The sequence below is a fragment of the Indolivaga capnocytophagoides DSM 22835 genome (genome assembly GCF_000426485.1).
In the GTDB taxonomy this organism is placed as follows: domain Bacteria; phylum Bacteroidota; class Bacteroidia; order Bacteroidales; family Dysgonomonadaceae; genus Dysgonomonas_A; species Dysgonomonas_A capnocytophagoides.
Genome location: NZ_AUFL01000008.1, coordinates 218,391 through 242,221 on the forward strand (window position 1 = coordinate 218,391; position 23,831 = coordinate 242,221).

General features: G+C 37.9%; 19 protein-coding genes. 13 read left to right on the forward strand and 6 right to left on the reverse strand.

Annotated features, from left to right (window positions below; genetic code table 11):
* Nucleotides 1–13: 13 nt before the first annotated feature.
* The 5 genes from K322_RS0104035 to K322_RS0104055 form a co-directional block, all read right to left on the reverse strand.
* The gene (locus tag K322_RS0104035) at nt 14–2,185 is read right to left on the reverse strand and encodes a right-handed parallel beta-helix repeat-containing protein (RefSeq protein WP_026625732.1); all 2,172 of its coding nucleotides are present in this window, start codon (nt 2,183–2,185) and stop codon (nt 14–16) included.
* A gap of 87 nt (nt 2,186–2,272) precedes the next feature.
* Entirely contained in the window at nt 2,273–4,033 is a 1,761-nt protein-coding gene (locus K322_RS0104040) for a RagB/SusD family nutrient uptake outer membrane protein (protein WP_051290625.1), read from the reverse strand.
* 12 nt (nt 4,034–4,045) lie between these two features.
* Nucleotides 4,046–7,597 carry a TonB-dependent receptor gene (locus K322_RS0104045; RefSeq protein WP_084158506.1) on the reverse strand — a complete coding sequence of 1,184 codons (3,552 nt, stop codon included), beginning with the start codon at nt 7,595–7,597 and terminating at the stop codon, nt 4,046–4,048.
* 424 nt (nt 7,598–8,021) lie between these two features.
* Nucleotides 8,022–9,005, reverse strand: a complete 984-nt coding sequence (locus K322_RS0104050; protein WP_026625735.1) for a FecR family protein — start codon at nt 9,003–9,005, stop codon at nt 8,022–8,024.
* A gap of 137 nt (nt 9,006–9,142) precedes the next feature.
* Nucleotides 9,143–9,715, reverse strand: a complete 573-nt coding sequence (locus tag K322_RS0104055; RefSeq protein WP_026625736.1) for an RNA polymerase sigma-70 factor — start codon at nt 9,713–9,715, stop codon at nt 9,143–9,145.
* A gap of 598 nt (nt 9,716–10,313) precedes the next feature.
* Here K322_RS0104055 and K322_RS0104060 point away from each other — a divergent pair.
* The 4 genes from K322_RS0104060 (at nt 10,314) to K322_RS0104075 (ending at nt 15,410) form a co-directional block, all read left to right on the forward strand.
* On the forward strand, nt 10,314–11,156 hold the full coding sequence (locus K322_RS0104060; protein WP_035331260.1) for a DUF4886 domain-containing protein: 843 nt from the start codon (nt 10,314–10,316) through the stop codon (nt 11,154–11,156).
* Between the two features lie 77 nt (nt 11,157–11,233).
* The gene (locus K322_RS0104065) at nt 11,234–12,418 is read left to right on the forward strand and encodes an ABC transporter ATP-binding protein (protein WP_026625738.1); all 1,185 of its coding nucleotides are present in this window, start codon (nt 11,234–11,236) and stop codon (nt 12,416–12,418) included.
* A 48-nt stretch (nt 12,419–12,466) separates the two neighbouring features.
* Nucleotides 12,467–13,996 (forward strand): hypothetical protein, encoded by a 1,530-nt coding sequence (locus tag K322_RS0104070; protein WP_026625739.1) that lies wholly within the window; start codon nt 12,467–12,469, stop codon nt 13,994–13,996.
* A gap of 208 nt (nt 13,997–14,204) precedes the next feature.
* The gene (locus K322_RS0104075) at nt 14,205–15,410 is read left to right on the forward strand and encodes an L-serine ammonia-lyase (RefSeq protein WP_026625740.1); all 1,206 of its coding nucleotides are present in this window, start codon (nt 14,205–14,207) and stop codon (nt 15,408–15,410) included.
* Nucleotides 15,411–15,480: 70 nt separating this feature from the next.
* Here the strand turns inward: K322_RS0104075 and K322_RS0104080 are convergent, their stop codons facing one another.
* Nucleotides 15,481–16,065 (reverse strand): hypothetical protein, encoded by a 585-nt coding sequence (locus tag K322_RS0104080; RefSeq protein ID WP_035331262.1) that lies wholly within the window; start codon nt 16,063–16,065, stop codon nt 15,481–15,483.
* 430 nt (nt 16,066–16,495) lie between these two features.
* Here K322_RS0104080 and K322_RS0104085 point away from each other — a divergent pair, with 430 nt between their 5' ends.
* The 9 genes from K322_RS0104085 to K322_RS0104125 all read left to right on the forward strand — a co-directional run bounded on the left by K322_RS0104085 (nt 16,496) and on the right by K322_RS0104125 (nt 23,828).
* A complete protein-coding gene (locus K322_RS0104085) occupies nt 16,496–16,864 on the forward strand; it encodes an NADH-quinone oxidoreductase subunit A (RefSeq protein WP_026625742.1) in 369 nt (122 codons plus the stop codon).
* A gap of 68 nt (nt 16,865–16,932) precedes the next feature.
* Nucleotides 16,933–17,487: an NADH-quinone oxidoreductase subunit B gene (locus K322_RS0104090; protein ID WP_026625743.1), complete on the forward strand. Its 555-nt coding sequence runs from the start codon at nt 16,933–16,935 to the stop codon at nt 17,485–17,487.
* A complete protein-coding gene (locus K322_RS0104095) occupies nt 17,487–18,026 on the forward strand; it encodes an NADH-quinone oxidoreductase subunit C (RefSeq protein WP_026625744.1) in 540 nt (179 codons plus the stop codon). Before K322_RS0104090 ends, K322_RS0104095 begins: the two co-directional genes overlap by 1 nt.
* A 9-nt stretch (nt 18,027–18,035) precedes the next feature.
* Entirely contained in the window at nt 18,036–19,271 is a 1,236-nt protein-coding gene (locus K322_RS0104100; protein WP_026625745.1) for an NADH-quinone oxidoreductase subunit D, read from the forward strand.
* Nucleotides 19,272–19,283: 12 nt separating this feature from the next.
* A complete protein-coding gene (locus K322_RS0104105) occupies nt 19,284–19,808 on the forward strand; it encodes an NADH-quinone oxidoreductase subunit NuoE family protein (RefSeq protein ID WP_026625746.1) in 525 nt (174 codons plus the stop codon).
* A 9-nt stretch (nt 19,809–19,817) separates the two neighbouring features.
* Nucleotides 19,818–21,191, forward strand: coding sequence for an NADH-quinone oxidoreductase subunit NuoF (gene nuoF / locus K322_RS0104110; RefSeq protein ID WP_026625747.1), 1,374 nt, complete (start codon nt 19,818–19,820; stop codon nt 21,189–21,191).
* A 3-nt stretch (nt 21,192–21,194) separates the two neighbouring features.
* Complete coding sequence (locus K322_RS0104115) at nt 21,195–22,241, forward strand: 2Fe-2S iron-sulfur cluster-binding protein (RefSeq protein WP_026625748.1); 1,047 nt, start codon at nt 21,195–21,197, stop codon at nt 22,239–22,241.
* 12 nt (nt 22,242–22,253) lie between these two features.
* Entirely contained in the window at nt 22,254–23,285 is a 1,032-nt protein-coding gene (gene nuoH, locus K322_RS0104120; RefSeq protein ID WP_026625749.1) for an NADH-quinone oxidoreductase subunit NuoH, read from the forward strand.
* A 9-nt stretch (nt 23,286–23,294) separates the two neighbouring features.
* The gene (locus K322_RS0104125; RefSeq protein WP_026625750.1) at nt 23,295–23,828 is read left to right on the forward strand and encodes a NuoI/complex I 23 kDa subunit family protein; all 534 of its coding nucleotides are present in this window, start codon (nt 23,295–23,297) and stop codon (nt 23,826–23,828) included.
* Nucleotides 23,829–23,831 lie beyond the last annotated feature (3 nt).

A 23,831-nucleotide genomic window follows, 5' to 3' on the forward strand; every position in this document is an offset into this window, starting at 1 on the left:
ATAGGAGTAAGGGTTATTGTATTCTACCTATTTTACTGAAAGGAATGGCTTTGAACTCAGGTAATTTCTCGAAAACAATAGAATTGTCTTTCAAAGAAAAATCCTGATGGGCAAAATCCGCAAATCCAATATCCTGGTCGGTGATCATATTTTGATCAAGTACGGGACCCCATTCTTTTTTTCCGTTATTGATTAGTTTGATCCGTACAAAAACATTGTTCTTGACATCGTTATGTTTGGGTATAGCCGGGCTGTCTTCGAAATAACGAATCATTTCAGGATATTTTTTTGCAAAAGGAGATTGTTTATAATTCATTGCATTCATTCTTATTTCGAATGTACCGTTTGGCCTTAATGAGTTCTTAGCCCAATTTTCCAGACGATTGTCGAGATGTATCGCCATTTCGGCATCAATAAAAATATTGTTCTCTATTTTGTTATATTGTCCACCGCCTACAAGAACATTGCGTGTACCGGCTTTGTAAAAGACATTGCCATATAGCTGCGTGCCGCATGCCCCGTCGTCGAAATACACTCCCATGGTGACTCCTATATTACCTATGTTTTTCAGAAAATTATATCGGATTATATTTCCGAATTCCGACGGATCTCGTCCAAGATACACAGCTCCCTGGTCGTCCATAAACTTACATGCCCCGTCTATGACATTATATTCGACGATGTGATCGTTTCCATGTATATAGATGGCTGTTGCCTGGCAGGTATTGAACTGGCAATGCTGTATTTTGTTACCTACTCCGTCTATATTTACAGGCGATTTGTAAGAGTAATCCAATCGTCCGCAGTTGCTAAACTCACAGTTGTAAACATAATTTCCGGCTTTTTCCAATGTTAGGCGATTGCCTCCTCCTATGCTGATGCCTCCGCATCCTGTGTTTTCGATCAGGCAGTTGATGATACCGTTATTCTTTCCTCCGTCGCGGTTGAAGGTGGTATTTTCGTATATGTAATCATAAAGGCTGCCGATTCCTCCCGATAATTTTTCGCCGGGAAGAAAGGGATTCGTTTCATCGGGATGTCCGTATATTGTTGCGGGTTTGCTTCCTTTGCCTATAGAAACTGCTACTACTCCCATGTTGCGTATAGTACAGCTTTCTATTTTATTCGATTCTGTATTTTCCATATATACCCCGATTCCCCGTCCTGCTTCGAAATCAATATTTCTGAAACTGATGTAGTTTACATTTTGCATAACTATTAGCGGTTCTTCGAGCAGAGATACCATAATAGTGTCAGACGATTTTATTTTAGAAAAAGGATAGAAATATAACAGCCCTTTCTTATGATCGATATAATATTCACCCGGAGCATCCAGTTCTTCGAGGATATTGAAATAATAGTACTGATTCCATTTATGCTCTCCTGAAATACCAAACATGTGTGAGTCTTCGAATCTTACTTCTCCGCTATTTGCATCTATACTTTTTACTTTGAGTTGGTCGGTTGCCCACGCATATTTGAAATTTCCACAGGTAAATATATTTTGTGCATCGCCCCATAGAGCGAGCCTTTTTTTATCGAAACGTATTGTACCGGGGTAAAACTCTTTTTCGGCTTTTATAACTCCGGCATCTATAACCTCATCGGGTTGTATCCGTATTTGACTTTTGTTCGGGTATCTTGCCAGATGGAACGGTTGCCCATTTATAAACAGTTCCATGGCTGCATTTACGTATGGTCGTCTGAATCCTGTTATCTGGATGTTACCATAGTCTGTAATTCCTAAATCTTGCAGGTTTATGACTTTTATCTTATCTGCAACTGATTGGTCTGTAAATCTGTTCTTAGTGGAACTGTTCGATATTGATTTTACTCTTTTGGGTGAAATAATCCGTCCTCCTGTCAGAATGACTTTTTCACCCGGATAAGATTGATAAGTGATAGCACAAGATTCTGAACCCGAATTGTCATTGTTCAATTCGAAACTGCTTAACAATTCGTATGTTCCACCTCTTACCCATACATTAATATCTGTGTCGCTATTCTTTTCGATGTATTTTCGTACCGCTTCTTTTGCTTCATTCAGAGAACTAAAGGGATACTGTTTGCTCCCGTCATTTCCGAGCCTGCCTTGAAGAGATACATAAAATTCTTTTACAGGTTGAACAGCAGAGGCTTTAGCTGTAAATAAAAGGAGAGATACAGCTATTAAAATATATTTCATAAAGACTAGTTTAAGGAAGGTCACAGACCTGTTTTTATATCACTAACTAAAGTAATAAGCAGGTCTGTGCCCTCAGGTAATTATGGATTAGTCGATCCAACCTTCGTTTTGAGTCAGGTTCGGATTTATTTGAACTTCTGATGCCGGTATAGGCCATGTGTAGATATAATCTCCTTTGAAAGAATATGGGCTTACTATTCCACCCCAAGGTTGTTTAGAGCCATTACCGTTATAAAAGTTGCGGTCTTTCCATATTTTCCAGCGAAGTTGATCGAAGTAGTTGACTCCTTCTCCCGCAAACTCAATGCTTCTCTCGTTTTGTATTCTGATTCTTAAATCAGCCTGACCTGTTACTGTTGTTGCAGTGTTTGAGTTTAAGAGGGCAATGCCGGCTCTCTTACGCACTTCGTTTACTTTTTCGATGGCTTCTGAGGTTTTACCTTGTTCATTCAAAGATTCTGCCCAAGAAAGAAGTACATCAGCATAACGGATAACCGGTAAATCCAGTGGGCTGTAATTTCGATCTATAATATCAGTAACACCTTCGATAACGAACTTACGATACAGGTAATATAAGTAGTTCTGGGTATCGGTTTGTAAGTCTCCACCGACTAATGCTTGTCCTCGGTATGGCCACCTCATAGTCGATATTGTGACTGTTGTCGTGTTGTTATAAGATCCGACAAACGTTGAGTAAGGGGTAATACAAGTTGCCGCTAAGCGGGGATCTCTGTTCTCGTAAGCTTTTAATACACGAGCCTCGTTGCCTGTAGTAAGGTATAAACTCATTTTTGCTCCTCTTAATGTCGCAGCAGTTATTTCAGCAGGTGTTAAGTTATCACGTAAAAAGAATACCTCTCTTTCTGCCACTGTAAGGTTTGAATAACCGGGAATTACATCGTCCCAATTGAATTTAGAACCATCTGTATTTTCGTACAAGTCAACTAAATCAGGTGTCGGCATATAATAATTCCAGTCGAATGTAAATGCCGACCGACTACCATAATATAATTGAGTAGTTCCGCCATAATTCTGCTGCGAGATATTCTGAATGGTAAATATCATTTCGGGACATTGCTCATTAGCTACTGTAAATAAAGTCTTGTAATTAGAGAATAAAGAGTAGCCGCATTCTTTTACTTTATTAAAATCATTCGTTGCCAAATCCCATTTCTTTTGATACATATATACTTTACCGCGCAAAGCATAAGCTGCTCCTTTGGTTATATGTCCGTAATTTGCGTTTCCTGATGGGTATATATTCGGAAGATTTTCTTCGTTGATACAATCCGTAAGGTCAGTTACAATTTGATTCCAAACCTCATCTTCGGTCGAACGTGCTTTAGTTGCTTCTTTTGCTGTAAATGGCTCCAGATAGATAGGTACACCCTTGTACAATTGATTTAATCTGTAGTAGAAATATGCTCTGAAAAATTTGCATTCAGCAATGTATCTGGCTTTCTTTGTTTCTACAGAAGGTGACTTCAACGGAATATTTTTTATACCGTCATTGGCTCTTTGAATACCCTCGTAAAAATTTTGCCACATGGTCGAAAACATACCATCACTAGAGGTTATAGTGCCTCGTAATAATGATTCATCGAAACGGCTTTGACCTGTAAATGAGTATTTATCCATCACATATAATTCGTAAGGCGAGCTGCTGCTACTGCTGCCGTTACCAAGCCGTAGAGATGCATAAACTCCCGTGATACCGAGGTTGGTTAGGTTATCGGTTGTCCACATGGTTTCGGACGATATAGCCGAATAAGGTGACGTATCGAGCAGATCGCTTGTGCAGCCTGTTATTAAAATAATTGAACTGATATATATAAATATTCGTTTCATATCCTTGATTTTTTAGAAAGTAATGTTTAAACCCAGAGTGTATTGTCTCATTGTCGGGTAAGCTATACTAGCTCCGACTTCGGGATCCATACCCGGATAATCTGTTATAGTCAATAAGTTTTCTCCTCCGATAAATACTCTTACATTACTCATGGATGCTCTCTTGGTTAATTGCTCAGGAAGAGTATAGCCCAATTGAAGACTCTTCAGTTTCAGATAAGAAGCATTGTATAGATAAAAATCACTGGCTCTGGTATTTTGAGGATCAGTTGTTTTTAGTCTGGGGTAATGTGCCGATGTATTATTTGCCGGATCTGAAGGATTGGTCTCATTATAATAATAATGATTGTTGGCTACCAGAGTCGGCACTGCTTTGCCCAACGCAACAATTGATTGATTCATATATAATTCATTCCAGTAATATGACATGCCGGCACTTCCTGCCCATATCATAGACATATCAAATCCTTTGTATGCAAAATTCATATTGACCCCGTAGTTTATTGTCGGAGATGCATTTTTCCCTGTAAATTTCTGATCATAGGAGTTTCCGTAAATACCATCGCCATTGGTATCTGCGTAGATCAGGTCTCCATACCATATTTTAGATTTACTTACATCTCCCGATGGTTGGAAGATATAACCTTCCGCCATCATCATTTTCAACCAATCCATATCTTGTTCGGTTCTGATCATACCATCTTTAGGTCCTCCATTTATATTTACAGATCCGTCTTTGTTAGTATAACTTCCGTTTCCTTTATATACAGGATATAGATAATATTCGTTTATGCGGTGACCTTCTATAATACGCTGGGTGGTTCCAGTAGAAACAGATCCCAGATTTGAAGAATATTCCCTTTCGCCATTGGCATTGATAAAATAACCTTCTTCAAGAGTACCTTTATACTTCTTGACCTTGTTGTAATTATAGGCGATATTACCTGATACACTATATCTGAAATCGTTGAATCGTCCATTGTATCCGAGTGTAAATTCAATCCCTTTCTTGGTAACCTGTGCAATATTTTGAGTTGCAGCAGTTGCTGTGCCTGCTGTAAGAGGTATGGTCGGCACGAATAAAATACCCTCGGTAAACCCTCGGTAAACATCCAATTCGAAATTTAATGCACCTTTCAGAAGATTACCACTCAATCCTAAATTCGTCGTTGTAGTTGTTTCCCATTTCAAATTCGGATTAGCACTTTTCTTTTGGATAAGCCCGTTAGATGCAACGCCGTTGAATGAGTATTGAGTGGTATTATAAGTTGCCTGATAATCGTAATTTCCGGATGCATTATTTCCCGTCTTGCCCCACGATGCCCGTAGTTTTAAGTTGTCTATATACTTGCTGAAATTTTTCATAAATGGTTCTTCAGAGATTCTCCATCCTCCGGAAAATGCCGGAAAAAATCCCCATCGGCTGTCTTTTGAGAATCTTGACGATCCATCGTACCGAAATACAGCTTCGAATAAATAGCGTTGATTATATGCATAATTCAGCCTTCCGAAAAACGACCGTAAAGCAAAGTCATACGCATCGCCGGATATTGAAGTCATGTTGGTTGCAGTATTCAGTGTTGTTAATGATTCATCTAACAATCCTGTTTTTCGGGTTGTGAAATTATACAACTTAAAATATTGCTGGTTATATCCTGCCAATGCCCCTATATCGTGTTTTTCTGCAATAGTTGTATTGTATTTTAATACATCTTCCAATATCACATTGTAGTTTTTGTATAAGGAGTATTGAGTATACAATTGACCGGGACTTGTAGCTGCATTACCTATTGTATTGGTTGCAAAGTTCCATCTTTCCTGAGGTACATTGTGCATATTATTCTCAGTGAACGAATTGTCATAGTGAGCTTTGGCTTCCATGCTCAGCCCCTTTATAATATCAAAGTTTGCGAAAACGGTGGTGTTTAATAAGCTTGTAGTATTATCTCCTCCTAAGGAATATAATGAAGCCAATGGGTTATTTGCTGTTGCGGACTCTTCAGCAGCTGAAGGATAACCATATTTGCCATTATATTTTGAATATACTCCTGGTACGGTTGCCGTCAGATATTGAAATACAGTATTCATATCGGTTACGCTGGAGTTCTGTACCGACCCGAATGTCTGCGTTCCTACGGTAAGGAAATTCGTAACTTTAGATTGGAGGTTAATACGAAGCTGATAACGTTCGGCTCCTGTATTAGGCATCGTTCCGGGGTTATTCATATAACCCGCAGACAATAAGAATTGCGTAGTTTGGGTACCCCCTCTCAGCGATATATTATGATTTTGAAGCAGTTTATTGCGGAATACTTCTTCTGCCCATTTTGTGTTGGGATAAGCTACATAATTAGGTATACCTTCGGATGTCAATCCGTTGGGGTTTGCCTTCGCATTTTGCCAGAGAGCAATGGTTGCGTCTGTGTATACAGGTGCCTGTCCGATATTAGAGTAACCTTGATTAACTAGCTGCATATGCTGTGCGTAGTCGGATACGAATCCCGGTAGATTATTTGGTTTGGTTATGGATGTATTGCCAGAATAATTAACCGATACTTTGCCTTGACTTCCGCTCTTCGTTGTAATCAGAATAACTCCATTAGATGCTAAAGATCCGTATATAGCTGCTGTTGCTGCATCTTTTAATACCGATATACTTTCTACATCATTTGGATTAACTCCTGTTGTAGATCCGGCAATTCCGTCAACGATTACTAATGGTCCTGTACTGTTTAGAGTACCTGTCCCTCTGATCAGAATATCCGCTCCGTCACCTCCCGGTTTACCCGAAGTATTGCGTACGTATACTCCGGTTGCTAATCCGGCAAGAGCGGATGATAAGTTTGTGACAGGTCTGCTGTCGAGTGATTTAGAATTGATAGTTGCCACAGATCCTATAACATTAACCCTTTTTTGAGTAGCATAACCTACAGCTACAACCTCATTAAGCCCTATTGCATCATCCTGTAGTACAACATTTACACTGTTTTGACCTTTTACGGCAACTTCTTGTTTTCTCATACCGATAAAGGAGAACTCCAAAACAGAATTATCTTCGATATTCTGTATTGTATATGCTCCATCTAAATCGGTCATTACACCTTGCTTGTTTCCTTTAACCGTAACAGTTACTCCCGGAAGTGGCTGTCCTTCTTCATCTTTGACGAAACCTGTGATGCCTTTGCCGTTTTTTTTTGCTGTTTCATTCGGTACATCCTGAGGCTGCCCTGCTGTTTTCTGATAAAGAACGATAAGATTGTCTTTGTCTTTCTTATAATTAATACTTGTTTGTGATAAAAGCTGAGACATTACTTTATCAATGGATGTGTTGTTTACTTTGAGTGTACACACCTGATCTAAGCCTGTTAGTCCTTCATTGTAGAAAAAGCGGTATTCACTTTTCGATTCTATCAATTTCAGAATTTCTTTCAGTGGTTGTTGTTTTACTTCAATGCTGATTTGCGCCCTCACAAAAGACGGAAAAAGCAATAGCAATACAACTAGGTACCGCATGGCAGAATGTCGCCATCTGATTCCTACAGTGTCATTTACTTGCATTCTCATACGTATTAAATTTAAAGTTAAAAAAGGTTTAGAGTCTGTTTAAATTTTATAGCAAAGCTTTTTTATAACAGTTGTTAGATGAATTTTTCAATTTGTTTTTAAAGGTTTAGCCCGCTAAACCAAGAAGATAAATTGAAAAATAGACTCACAAGAGCAGAAAAAAGCAGCTAAGAATTAGTTTGGAGAGCCTTAATGAAAATCTTCGCTAAAATTTAAACAGGCTCTAAATAAAACTCTCTTATATGTATACAGTTGAGGCGGAAAAATCCACTACCCGGTTTTCATTTTTAACATTTTAATATCAAAAAAAGAGCAACCTAAATAATATCCGGTTACTCTTTTTTTGATGTAAGCAATTTGTATATAGTGTTTTGTGCTGTTTTGTATTGACTGTCTTTCAATACTGAAAGCGGACGGGGTTTATTTATTTTTTCTGTAAAATAACCTGTTGATCTTCTATCCTGAACTTTAACGATGAGGTCAGTGCTAATATATTCAGCATACTTTCGAGGCTGCTGTTATTTATTGTACCCGTAAAATATTGATTCTCGATATCTTTCGATGCGAATATCAACTGTACATTGTATGTCCGTTCGATACTTTTGGCTATTTCCTTGAGTGAAGCATGCTCGAAGCGGAACTGATTGTCCCTCCATCCTGTAAAGTCGGTTGCATTGGTCACTTGTTTGACTTCATTGGAGTGTGTATGCTTGTCATACTCTATTCTTTCGTTAGGGGATAATAGGAGTTCTCCTCCCGGAGTACCAACCCTTATTTTTCCATTTATCAACACTGAAGATACAGTTTCGTCGTCGTCATAAGCCCTTACTACAAATGCAGTTCCTAATGCTTCTACCAAAATATCATTACACTTCACCCTGAATGGCCTATCCTTATTATGAGCCACCTCAAAATAGGCTTCTCCGGAGAGACTCAGTTCTCTGTCTTTGATATTAAAGTCGGGAGTACATATTAGTTTAGATTTAGAGTTGAGCCATACTTTAGTCCCGTCAGGTAAAGTAACGGATGCTTTTTGTCCTTGTTCAACAGCTATTGTATACGGAGACAAGTCCGTTTTATCTGTTGATCCTTTCGCCGTCAAGTAGAAATACATCCCCATAGCCGTTAGTATAGGCAGTACGGCAGCCGCCACAAGCCACCATCTTTTCTTGGAGGCAGGTAAATGTAGAGGTTCATCCTCCTGCTTTATTTCTTTTTGTATATTGCGGAGCATCCTATGCTGTATAGTAGGATCTATTTCGGAAGGTGAGTTTTCGATCTGTTGTTCGAGCCAACAAGAAAGTTCCGGATTGTTTTTTATCCAATCAGTTAATCTGGCAATTTCCATATCAGAAGCTTTGCCATATACATAGCGTTCAAAAAGTTCTACACATTCTTCCGGTTTCATATATTTAGACTGTTCTTTGCTGTTTTTTTCTGGTATAGGTATTTATACTTGTTTACCTGTCAACTCGTTTGCTCTATATTATTAATTCATCTCTTTACTTAATATACAGTTATACCTAACTTTTCCACTATCTAAAGTTAAAAAAACATCCATAAAAATAAGATATAGATGATGTAATATTTCAGCTTTTCTCTCATATAAGCCAATGATTTAGCTAATTGGGTTTCAATGGTACTCTCCGAAATCTGTAATTGCCTGGCAATGGTTTTATTTGAATATCCATATTTACGGCTTAATATAAAGATTTCTTTTCGTTTGGGAGGCAATTCTTCTGTAAGCTTATCTATAAAATCTTCGAGTAATTTACGGTCGATCTCTTTTTCTGTCACATTATCATATAGCATATCTACATTGTTTTTTACGTATTCGGTGTATATATATCGAACCCCTTCGTGTTCATAATCATTGAGCAGCAGATTTTTGGCTATAGTACATAGGTATGACAGAAAAGACCTTTCCGGATCTATTTTAGTTTGCTGTTCCCATATTTTGATAAAAGTGCGCTGTACCAATTCTTCTGCGACATGAGTATTTCCTTGTGTAAGCTTCAATATAAAATTGTATAGCTTGCCGCTGTACAGATAGTACATGTGTTCGAACGCCTCATTGCTTCCTCGAGAAAGCAAGTATAATTTTTCTTTTTCGCTCATGGTAGTCCGATATAGACGCGGTTTTTTGCTGCTTAAGGTCTCAGACCTTTTATTTATCAGTAAACGATTTTTACAAGGAAACGGGTAAACGAGTTAATATCTTTTTTATACTTGTTTACTGTATTCATTGATACTTTCTGTTACTTGTGTATTTTTACAACTTATATAAATCCATGATGATTGGATTTGTTTATATCAGGCAATATTTTCATAGTACTAAGCCTTAGACTCTAGTTTTTGTTTTTCATAAAAAGGTTATTCTATCCTTAACTATTCGATAAAAACCTGAAATAGAGAACAAAGGATATTGTTTTCTGTTTTTTTCATTTATAATATGAGTTTGTTTAGTATTAGAGGTTCTTTAAAATCTATTTAGTATTTTTGACGGCGAAGAACACAAAGATATGCTAAATATCGAAACTACGGTTGTTCAACCGGATATTTGTATATAGCAGCACATTTTTCTTCATTAGATTATATTTATCTGATTGTATTAAGGTCTTAGTTGTTTTTGTTACTAATCTGTAAATAAGTAGATTAGTTGACAATTAAGTGAATCTATTTATATGTATCATTAATACTTACTATTACTTATATTATGTTTCATAAAATTACCTTATTATCTATTATTTTATTTATCAGTATTTCAGTTTTTTGTGTTAATGACACAATACGGGTTTTGACTATCGGTAATAGTTTCTCCGAAGACGCTGTCGAAAATAACCTCTATGATCTGGGTAAAGCCGACGGCATTACTTTTATTATAGGTAATATAATGATTGGAGGCTGTTCGCTTGAAAAGCATTGGAATAATGCCGCTAATAATCTGCCTGCTTATTCATACCGGAAAACAGAGTCCGATGGAGCGAAAAAAGTGCTTGGAGGTGCCAGATTATCGGAAATCATTCCGAGCGAGAAGTGGGATTATATTTCATTTCAGCAAGTAAGTTCCAATACAGGTAAATATGAGACTTACTTTCCCTATCTTTCCAACCTTTTTGATTATGTAAGAACAAGGAGTTCCAATCCTGATACAAAATACATTTTGCATATGACATGGGCGTATGCAAAAGATTCAAAGCACGCCGGATTTGCGAATTACAATAATGATCAGATAAAGATGTACACAGCTATTGTTGAAACTGTAAATAAGGTCGCAGAGAAGGTCGCTATTAATATTGTGATTCCATCAGGAACAGCAATTCAAAATGCGAGAACATCATATCTGGGAGACACTTTTTGTAGAGACGGGCATCATCTCAATTTGATTATCGGACGATATATTGCGGCATGCACATGGTACGAAAAATTGACAGGGCGCAATGTAATAGGCAATTCATTCGCTCCGGCATCTTTGACTGAAACTGAAATTAGAATAGCTCAGGAAGCCGCTCACAGGGCAGTCATACATCCCGATCGAATAACGGCATTTGCCGATTAACGGATAAATTAGCCTGAAACACGATTGAATTAATAGAAAGTTTATATCTTAGCATCTGTCATAGATAAAACAACAATATGCAAATATTTGAAACGTACTACAAAAACATATATCAATTGCTTGATTATGAAGATTACTCAGGACTTCTGAAGCGATTGATTGATTTAACTCTGGATACAGAAGATCTTGTATATTATAAGAAAATGCATGATTTGCTTGACTGGCTGGAGAGCAATCAGAAGAATATTTCTGAAATTCAGGTTAAGTTCAGATCGATGCTCGAAGAGCTAAAAGATGTCTTGAGCAGAAAAGAGATAAAGAAACGTGATACACTCCTTGAAATAAAAGATCTGACGAAGGGATATTTAAATTCGTCATTTTCTTTAGGTCCTATTTCGTTATCAGTATCGGAAGGTGAGATAATCGGATTGGTTGGTGAGAATGGAAATGGAAAAACCACCCTGTTACGGTCTTTGTGCCGGGAGTTGGAGATTACCGGAGGAACTATCAATTATAATTTTCCGAGTAAAGATAATTACGATCTGCGCACTCAATTGGTATATATTCCTCAGAGAACAAAAGACTGGCATGGCTCACTTTTAACCAATTTGCAATTTACGGCATCGTCTTATGGTATTCGTGGAGAAGAAAATGAATACTTGGTTCAGCTGGTTATTGCTCGTATGGGATTAAGAGCATATCGTCATCTTAATTGGAAAAGTTTGTCCTCGGGTTATAAGATGCGTTTCGAGCTGGCTCGTATGTTACTGCGGAAGCCTAAGCTACTGTTAATAGACGAACCTTTGGCCAATCTGGATATTCTGGCACAGCAAGTTGTTCTTGACGATTTCAGCGATATTGCTAAGTCACTTTTCCGTCCTCTGGGTATCGTTTTAAGTTCTCAACAACTTTACGAAGTTGAGAAGACATCGGATCGGGTTGTGTTTCTGAAACAAGGAAAACCCCAAAGTATTAATTATACAAGTGCGACGGAAGGATCTGATATTCTGTCCGTTAAAGACAAGGAAGAAGCTATACCTGAACTTATTATTGAATTTGAAAGCGATTGGGGACAGGATCTGATACGTGAGTCTTTAGCCGTTATCGGAATGGAAAGCCTTCAGCTAAAAGGAGGAACGTATGTCGCGATTTTTTCTGCAAGTGTTACTCTTAATCATTTTTTACAGCTGGTTGTAGATAAAAATATTCCTTTGAGCTATTTCAGGAATATATCTAATTCCACACGCCGTTTCTTTCTGTAACTAAGGTTAAGCCCTTAATTATTCCTTTTTTACTAAAGCTTATACAAGATGCTAGACAAAATACAAAAATATCTATTACTGAATCATCCGTTGCTCTGGAATATACGGATTGTACCCGTGTTGGGGTTTACAATATTGGTTAATGTCCTGTTCTTTCTTATAGGGTATTTCTCTTCTTCGATTGATTTCTCAAAGTCGAATTACTATGATGATTTTATAGATTCGGGAATTCTTTATTTTTCGATCGGTTTAATCTGTGTACTGACACTTATTATATGGCTTATATTCTATTCGAAGAATAATGCCTTCAAATCTTTTTATCCTCGGTCGGCTAAGTCCCTGTATCTTGAATGGGTATTAATATATACAATTATCTTTATGTCTATATTGCCATTCTTTTCTCTGAATGTCGGAAGTACAATGAAAAAGCGTTCGTATGCAACCGAGAAGGAGGCTTTAAAAGCTGTCGAAACTTTGAATATGATCAAAATACTTATTCCTACCGATAAAACTAATTATTATAGAGAATATCCGGATGAAGAAACAGCCATCATTGAGAATAAAAGAAAAACGATGTCTTTAGATTCGGCTGTGATATTAGCAGAGGGGCAAAATGTATACTATGAAAATTATCCAGATTTCGCTCAACTGTCTTTGCTTAATTATCAGGAGTATACACCTATATATGTGTCGAGCGGCTACGATCATTACGGATTAAAGAATTCGGAGACAGTAAAAGAATGGCTGAAAGGTCAGGATAAAGAAAAAATAGCTCATTTAATGGATGATTTTCTGTTATTACATACCGATCGACATCTCAAAACTAATCTGAACAGAGATTTATGGCTTAAGCTGGTTTATAATCCATCGAAATATCCGGTTGGAGATTTTAACTTGATCAGACCTTATAATCTAGAGAATAGCGAATATAATTATAGATCTTATAATTATAAATCAAACAATAGCAATAGCTATAATAATATCGAATACTATGTCCAATTTGAAGAATTGAAAAGTGGTTACGAAAAAGTCTTCGATGCATACGATACACCTCTTTTTAATCCTATTGCTTTGTTGATTGTTTTATGCGTATCAGGAGGTTTTTCATTGCTTATATTTTCGTATCGTGTGACATCCGGTAAGGCATGGCTGATTGCATTTGTATCTTTAGGAATCTTCTTATTTGTTGATGGGTTGTTTTCTCTAATCTCAGGTGTCTCGGGATTTTTTGCATATCATGTTGTCTTATTGATTTTATTTGGAGTAGAACTCGCCAACATATTATCCCGAAATTCAAATTTGCAGAATAAAGGAAGATCAAATATATATGTCAACCATTTATTGTGGTTTATACCGGCTGTACCTGCCATTCTGTTCTTTTTTGTTTATTCGATATGCAGTTCCGGATGCTATGACAGTGATGGAATTAATCAGAATACGCTGGGTTGTATATGGTATCGTTTTATGGATGATCATATCGCTGAATTTGTATTAGGTAATGTTTGCTTGACATTTGTATCGATGTGGTTTTTTATTCGTTATGTGTTACTTCGATGGAAAAGTTTGTCCGAAGAATAATTTGATGTTAAAAGGCTCTGTATATAATTATAAAACCCGCACTACAAATGCGGGTTTTATAATTACAATAGCTAACTTTGAGGCATTAAAGCCGTAGGCTTTCTTATTGGCTTTATCCGTATACTTATTGTAGTTCGTTTTCGTTTTGAAATACAATATTAAATACTTTCAGCTCATATAATTTTCGAAAAAATAATAATAATGTTATATGCAATCGATTAGGAAAATATTTAAAATAGGCTTTGGTCCGTCAAGCAGCCATACTATGGGACCAAGTAATGCTGCTAAAATCTTTAAGGAGCGAAATCCTAAGGCCGATTCATATACGGTTGATTTGTATGGCAGTTTGGCGGCAACCGGAAAAGGGCATATGACTGATGTTGCTATAGCCGAAATGTTTGCTCCGAAATCCGTAGAAATAAAGTGGATACCTGAAAAAGAATTGCCTTTTCATCCGAATGGGATGATCTTGAGGTCTTTATCCTCTGATAAAGATATACTTGATACCTGGACAATATATAGTATAGGAGGAGGTGATCTGGCTGATGAAAAAACAAAAATATCTGTTCAGCCGATTTATGACAAACATACGATGAAACAAATTCTCGATTGGACTCATAAAACAGGAAAAACATTTTGGGAATATGTCGAAGAGACAGAAGGTACCGAGATATTTGATTATCTGAATGATGTGTGGACTGTAATGAAGGCTGCTATTAGAAACGGCATAGAAGAAGAAGGGATCTTACCCGGTGGACTAGGTTTGCAACGGAAGGCTTCATCTTATTTTGTTAAGGCGAAGGGATACAATGGTTCAATGATGAGCCGTGCTTTGCTTTTTTCGTATGCACTGGCTATGTCCGAAACAAATGCTTCCGGAGGAAAGGTCGTAACTGCTCCTACTTGTGGTTCGTGTGGAGTGTTACCTGCTGTTTTATATCATCTGCATAGCAGTCATCACAATGTAAGTGACAAGAAAATTCTGAGAGCTTTGGCTACGGCCGGTCTAATCGGTAATATAGTTAAAGAGAACGCATCCGTTTCGGGAGCAGAGGTCGGATGTCAAGGTGAAATCGGAGTGGCATGTGCAATGGCTGCGGCTGCCGGTGCACAGCTTTTCGGTGGAACCACCTCCCAGATTGAATATGCAGCCGAAATGGGACTCGAGCATCATTTAGGCTTGACTTGCGATCCCATCTGTGGGTTAGTACAGGTTCCTTGTATTGAAAGGAATGCTTTTGCTGCGGTACGTGCTCTGGATTCGTGCTCTTATGCCATGCTTTCGGATGGAAAGCATCTGGTCAGTTTCGATAAAGTGGTTCGTACAATGAAAGAAACCGGACACGATTTACCCAGCCTATATAAAGAGACATCGCATGGCGGATTAGCAAAAAATATAAATAATGAAGATTGAGTTTGTGCTAATATACAAAAAAGAGAGTTTTATTAACTCTCTTTTTTGTATATAATATTCTATACTTTATTTATTCAGCATCTACCCCAAAACTCGAAATTATTGTTGCTTTTTCATCCAAAGCGTTAGGGTTCATAGTCACAATACCGAATTCCCCAGTTCTGTTTTCAGTGATGGTAATCAGATAAGAACTTGTTCCATACTTTTTTGCTGTAAAAGGTAATTCTTGTAAATTGTTTTTTGATGCTCCTCCAAAAGTAGAAACAGAAGCAAGTTCAGCAGTTCTTTCTTTTTTCTTCGATTCAAGTTGGAATATTTTAATAAAAGCTAAAGGATCGGTATGATTGTCCGCCGCTTTGATAATAAAACGGATTTTGTCCGATTCTTTGGCTCTTACTCCTGCGCAACAGCCTGCGATTTTCATTTTTGTTTTTACATTGCCTATTCCGACGATATACAGGCTGGCTCCGGCTTTAGTCTTTGTTTGTACTGGTGATTTTTCCAAGGCTTCGGTTGTATTATCAGCTCGGATAATAACGACCTCTCCTATAAATTCGGGTTCGGAAATCGAACTTATGTCCTGAGAATAAAGATTAGTGAAAGAGAAAGCTGAGACAAGTAAAAAAGATAAGATTGTTTTTCTAAATGTTTTCATAATAATTCCATTTGTATTTTAATTAGTGCTATATATATGTAGTGTTAAAATGTAAAGTGCAAATATAAATAAATAATCAAATGTGTAGGTGTTTAGATGTTATATTTTCTTTTTGAAAATATAATGTTATTTGGATTGGGCTTTATTTGTTGTTGATAAAGATAATAAATTTTATAAAAAGACATATAATAAGTTCTGCTTATTAAATAAAAGGATGCTTTTTTTGTTTATTAGCTTATAAAAACTACTTGTAATCTTCAGTTTGTTAAGTCTGTTTAACAAAAAGACTGTATTTTGCGCTCCTGGTTTGACAGCGTGTGACATATTGATAAAATATATGGCTTGATAGATGGTTTTTGAAAGTGTTTTGTTTATATTTGTAAGAGAAATGTAACGAAATGTCATTTTTATAGATCCTAAATAACTAAAGATGGAATCAAACTTATTTGACTTTGTTCCTATCCTAATGCAGGTAGCGTTTTCTGCGGTCTTCGTTTTCGGAACAATTTTAGTTTCAAATTTTTTAGGTCCAAAACACAAAGCCTCAAGAAAAAATCAAAATTTTGAGTGCGGTCTGGAGCCGATTGGCAATGCCCGGACTCCATTCGCTGTTAAGTATTTTCTTGTAGCTATTCTTTTTGTGCTTTTCGATATAGAAATTATTTTCATGTATCCTTGGGCTATTAATTATAAAGAAATCGGATTGAGTGGTTTGTTGAAGATGGGAGGCTTTATAGCTATGCTTCTTGTCGGATACCTTTATATTGTTAAACGTAAAGCCCTCAATTGGGAAAGATAGGGGCGCAGACCCTTTTGTTATTATATCGTTAAGATATATCTTTTTCGGCAACTAAAGCAGGTTTAACCATGAGTGATTCAACTAATAAAATAAATATAGCTCCGGCTCCGGATGGTTATTCGGGCAGTGGTTTCTTTGCCACTAAGTTCGATTATGTGATCGGTTTGGCTAGGGCAAATTCTCTGTGGCCATTGCCATTTGCTACATCTTGTTGTGGTATAGAATTTATGGCAACCATGGCGTCTACATACGATATGGGGCGTTTCGGTGCAGAGCGTAACAGTTTTTCTCCTCGTCAGGCAGATATGCTGTTAGTGATGGGCACTATCTCTAAAAAGATGGCGCCTATTTTGCGTCATGTATATGAGCAAATGGCTGAACCCAAATGGGTGATTGCCGTTGGTGCTTGTGCTTCTTCCGGAGGAGTATTCGATACTTATTCGGTACTACAGGGCATAGATAAAGTAATTCCGGTAGATGTATATGTGCCGGGTTGTCCGCCTCGTCCCGAACAAATCCTGGATGGCGTTATGCAATTGCAAGAGATTGTAAAAAGCGAATCGATCCATAGAAGAGGTTCGGAAAAATATCAGGAATTATTGGAATCATATAAATTTGAATAATGTCACTAGAAATTACAGATATTCAAAATAGAATCAGTAGTCGTTTCGGAGAAGAAGTGTTAAACTTCAGGATGGAACGGGATATTCTTACGTTTGATGCAACTTCATCGGTAATAAAAGAAGTAATCAGGTTTATGAAAGAAGATGAAGTTTTACGCTTTAATTTCTTGACGGATCTTTGTGGAGTACATTATCCTGATAATGAAGTGAAAGCTCAGTTTGCTGTAGTGTATCTTCTTCATAACTGGATTGATAATGTACGGGTAAGAGTTAAAACATTCCTTTCGGCAGATAAAGTTGAAGTTGATACCGTTTCGGATATTTTTGCATCAGCTAACTGGATGGAGCGTGAAACTTATGATTTCTATGGCGTTGTGTTTCAAGGGCACCCAAAGCTTAAGCGTATATTGAATGACGAAGGGATGATTTCATTCCCCATGAGAAAAGAATATCCGCTGGAAGATTCGGGGCGTACCGATAAAGATGACCGTTTCTTTGGTCGTACACCAGATAATTATGATCCAAATACTAATAAATAAGGTCTCAGAATGTCAGATTTATTTATAGATAAAGAGCACCCTTTTGCAAAGATTGTCAGAGAGCAACGCTTTGAAGATGGACGTGAACTTTCGGTTTTGAATTTTGGACCGACACACCCATCTACGCACGGTGTATTTCAAAATATATTGTTGATGGATGGCGAACGCATTCTGGATGCTGATACCACCATTGGTTATATTCATCGGGCTTTTGAAAAAATTGCCGAGAATAGAACCTTTTATCAGATTACTCCATTAACAGATCGTATGAACTACTGTTCGGCACCGATAAATAATATGTGTTGGTGGATGACTGTAGAGAAAGCTCTTGGTGTAGAAGTGCCGAAGAGGGCTCAATATATGCGTGTAATCATTATGGAAATAGCACGTATAACCGATCACCTCATTTGTAACTCCATATTAGGGGTCGATTTGGGTGCCTATTCTCCATTTTTATATGTAATGAAATATCGTGAGCTGGCTTACGAAATATACGAAGAGATATGCGGTGCACGTATGACTACCAATATGGGACGTATCGGAGGTTTCGAGCGTGACTGGAGTGAGGCTGCATGGCGGAAATTGGATGAGTTTCTCGAAGGATTCCCTAAAGCATGGGATGAGTTAGAGAGAGCATTTGTTCGTAACCGTATATTCATGGATCGTACTGTGGGGGCAGGAGCTATATCGGCAGAAAAAGCCATTAATTATGGATTTACAGGGCCAAACTTACGAGCTACTGGTGTAGATTACGATGTACGTGTTGCACAACCTTACAGTTCGTATGAAGATTTCGATTTTATTATACCTGTTGGTACAGAAGGCGATACATATGACCGTTGGTGTGTGCGTGCAGCAGAGATAAAAGAAAGTTTGAAAATTATTCGTCAGGCAAAAGATAACTTACCCGAAGGAGAGTATCACGCAGATGTTCCGGATTATTATCTGCCGCCCAAAGATGAAGTTTATACCAGCATGGAAGCTTTGATTAATCACTTCAAAATAGTTATGGGGGAAGTTCCCGTTCCTATAGCCGAAGTATATCATTCGGTTGAAGGTGCAAATGGCGAATTAGGAATGTATCTGATAACTGATGGATCGAGAGCTCCATTCCGTTTACACTTCCGTCGCCCGTGTTTTATATATTATCAGGCATTCCCTGAACTGATCAAAGGAGGAATGTTCTCAGATGCAGTGGCTACATTATCAAGTATTAATGTTATAGCCGGAGAACTTGACGCATAAACTATTGTATCAATGGAAATAAAAGAATATAAACAAGAAATAAATATCACACCTGAATTGCAGGGGCGGATTGATGAGCTTATCGGTCATTATCCGGCTGATAAGAAAAAATCGGCGATGCTTCCTGTTTTACATGCGGTACAAGATGCTCATGATAACTGGCTTAGTGTAGGACTCATGAATAAAGTTGCTGAAATACTTGAAGTAAGTCCTATTGAGGTATATGAAGTGGTAACATTTTATACGATGTTCAATCAGAAACCTAGAGGTAAATATACATTTGAATTTTGCCGGACATCTTGCTGTTCTATTCGTGGAGGAGAGGATATGATTGACTATGCATGCAATAAATTAGGAATTAAGGAGGGTGAAACTACCGAAGACGGATTGTTTAGTGTTGTCGGTGTAGAATGTCTGGGTGCGTGTGGATATGCACCGATGCTTCAATTGGGAGATTTCTATCATGAACATCTCACTGAAGATAAATTTGATGTTCTTGTAGAAGATTGCAAACAAGGTAAAATAAAACTAGATTAAGAGGTTGCGATGGCTAGAAAGATATTATTCGAAAATATAGATATTCCGGGAATAAAGGATTACGAAGTCTATCGTAAAAACGGAGGTTACAGGTCTGTTGAAAAAGCCTTGAAGACGATGACTCCTGATCAGATTGTGGAAGAGGTAAAAACATCGGGACTTAGAGGTCGTGGTGGAGCCGGTTTTCCTATGGGATTGAAATGGAGCTTTATTGATAAAAAATCGGGGAAACCTCGTCACTTAGTGGTGAATGCCGATGAATCGGAACCCGGTACATTCAAAGACCGTTATCTGATGGAACATATTCCTCATTTATTGATAGAGGGAGCTATTGTTTCGAGTTTTGCATTGGAAGCTCATTTGTCTTACATCTACATCAGAGGTGAGTATATGTGGGTTTTCAAGATATTGGAAAAAGCGATAAAGGAAGCCTATGCTAATGGATGGCTGGGCAAAAATATATTAGGTACAGGTTACGACCTCGACTTATACGTACACTGTGGAGCTGGAGCTTATATCTGCGGAGAAGAAACTGCATTGATTGAATCATTAGAGGGTAAACGGGGAAATCCTCGTATCAAACCTCCGTTTCCTGCTGTAAGTGGTCTTTGGGCTGAACCTACAGTAGTGAATAATGTTGAATCTATATCTGCTGTTTCATGGATTGTAAATAACAGTGGTGAAGAATACGCTAAGATAGGTTTAGGTAAATCTACCGGAACAAAATTAATTTCCGCATCAGGGCATATTAAAAATCCCGGTGTTTACGAAATAGAGTTGGGGTTATCTGTTGATGAATTTATGAATTCTGATGAATATCTGGGTGGTATGATCGATGATCGTCCACTGAAAGCGTTTATTCCGGGAGGATCTTCTGTCCCCGTTTTACCGGCACAATATATATTCAAGACAGCTAACGGTGAAGATCGTTTGATGACATACGAATCTTTGGCTGATGGTGGATTCACTACAGGTTCATCATTAGGTTCGGGAGGATTTATCGTTTATAACGATTCGGCTTGTATTGTTCGTAATACATGGAATTTCTCGAGGTTTTATCATCATGAGAGTTGCGGACAATGTTCACCTTGTCGTGAAGGTACAGGATGGATGGAGAAAATTCTGCACCGTATCGAAAATGGAATGGGGCGTGAAGAAGATATCGACCTGCTCTGGAGCATACAGGGTAAAATAGAAGGGAATACAATTTGCCCGTTGGGAGATGCAGCAGCTTGGCCGGTTGCGGCAGCTATCCGTCATTTCCGTGAAGAATTTGAATATCATGTAAGATTTCCTGAAAAGGTAAAAAATAGAAATCATTTTGTAGATGAACCGATGCAAAAGGTTAGACATCTATTAGTTGATCAACGATTAGGAGTTTAGAAAATGAAAATTACGATAGATGAACATACAATAGAGGTCGAACCGGGAACTACCATCCTGCAAGCTGCACGGATGATTGGTGGAGACTGTGTTCCTCCTACGATGTGTTACTATTCCAAATTGAAAGATTGTGGAGGTAAATGTCGTTGCTGTTTGGTAGAAGTTACAAAAGGCAGTGAACGGGACCCTCGTCCGATGCCGAAACTTCAGCCTTCGTGTGTGACGTCCGTACAAGATGGTATGGAGGTAAAAAGTGCCACTTCGCCACGTGCACTAGAAGCCCGTCAGGCTGTGACTGAATTTTTGCTAATCAACCATCCCTTGGATTGTCCTGTATGTGACCAGGCCGGAGAATGTGATTTGCAAAATCTTGCATATGGCAATAAAAATTTCAAGACCAGATATATTGAACAAAAGAGAACATATGAGCCGGAAGATATCGGCCCCTATATTCAACTACATATGAACCGTTGTGTCCTTTGCTATCGCTGTGTGAAACTGGCTGACCAATTGACACCCGAACGTGTACATGGTGTTGTCGGACGTGGCGATCATGCCCAGATATCAACTTATATATCAAAAGCTATTGACAATTCGTTTTCAGGTAACATGATAGATGTATGTCCGGTAGGGGCATTGACTGATAAGACATTCCGTTTCGAATCTCGTGTTTGGTTTAATAAGCCTTTTAATGCGCATCGTGATTGTTCTCATTGTTCCGGCAAGGTGACTTTATGGATGTTTGGTGATCATGTACAACGGGTAACAGCTCGTAAAGATCAGTATCACGAAGTAGAAGAATTTATCTGTAACGAATGTCGTTTCGATCATAAAAAAGCCGAAGACTGGGTAATTGAAGGTCCTCGTAAATTTGAGAAGGATTCGGTACTGAATGTCAATAATTATACTCGTTCATTGAAGAAGGTGAAGATAGAAACTGACGATTTGGTGTTGGAAGGACGTAAGCAGGATCAGAAGAAAATAAGTATGTCGGGCTTTCCTTTTGATGAAACCGAACTTGAAGAAATTAAAAAAGTAAAAGAAGAGTAAGGTCATAAGCATATGGAGATTTCATTTATAATAGAAAAATTGGTTCTTATACTTATAGTATTTGCCGTTACAATGTTCTTTGCTTTATATTCTACATTGGCAGAACGGAAAATTGCAGGGTTTATTCAAGACCGTTATGGTCCTAACCGTGCTGGTATATTTGGTATTTTGCAACCTCTCTGTGATGGAGCCAAATTATTTTCGAAAGAAGAATTCATTCCGAATACACCCAACAAGTTTTTATTTATAATAGGACCTGGTATCGCAATGACAGTCTCTCTTTTGGGTAGTGCTGTTATACCGTGGGCTGAAAAGTTTGTAATTGCCGGAGTAGAATATGTTCCTCAGGTAGGAGAAATAAATATTGCATTATTATATGTTGTAGCAGTTATGTCTACAAGTATCTATGGTATCGTAATAGGGGCTTGGGCGTCTAACAATAAGTATTCGCTATTGGGTGGTATTCGTGCCGGAGCTCAAATGGTATCGTACGAAGTTGCGATGGGACTTTCATTAATCGCCTTGGTGATGATGACGGGTACTTTAAGCCTTCGTGAGATTACAGAACAGCAAGCCGGATTCGGATGGAATATTTTCTTTCAGCCTATTACTTTCCTGATATTTCTGGTTTGTGCATTTGCAGAATGTAACCGTACACCTTTCGATTTGGCTGAGTGCGAGTCGGAATTGGTAAATGGTCACCATACCGAATTTTCCTCTATGAAAATGGGATTTTATATGTTTTCGGAATATGTGAGTATGTTTTTCTCGTCTGCATTGATATCTATTCTTTTCTTTGGAGGATATAATTATCCGGGAATGGAATGGGTTGCTGCTAATTGGGGTATAAACATAGCTAATGTATTAGCTGTATTATCAATTTTAGCAAAAACATCGTTCTTTATATTCTTCTTTATGTGGGTTAGGTGGACTATTCCTAGATTCCGCTATGACCAATTGATGAATCTGGGTTGGAAAATATTATTCCCTCTTGCTATTGTCAACATCTTGTTGGTAGGGTTAGGAGTACTTATATTTAATTAAGGTATAAAAATGGCTATTGAAAATATATCATTATCAGGACGTAAAACAGCGGTAACCAATAAAGAGATGTCTTTTTGGGAACGTATCTACCTTGTGCAGATCGTAAAAGGTATGATGATTACAATTAGGCACTTTTTTATGAAAAAGGTGACGATTCAATATCCTGAACAGAAGCGTACATATAGTCCTGTGTATAGAGGGCAACATGTATTGATGCGTGACGAAGAAGGACGTGAACGTTGCACGGCTTGCGGATTATGTGCTTTGGCATGCCCTGCAGAGGCTATAACTATGAAGGCTGCAGAACGGACAAAAGCTGAGTTGCACTTGTATCGTGAGGAAAAATATGCTGCCATATATGAGATAAATATGCTGCGCTGTATATTTTGCGGATTGTGCGAAGATGCTTGTCCCAAAGAAGCCATCTTTTTGACTAAATCGCAGAAGCATGTAAATGTAGGGACTAATCGTGAGAGCTTTATCTATGGAAAAGATAAGCTGGTAATCTCGGTAGAAGATGGTAAAAACAAAAGATACAATTGAATA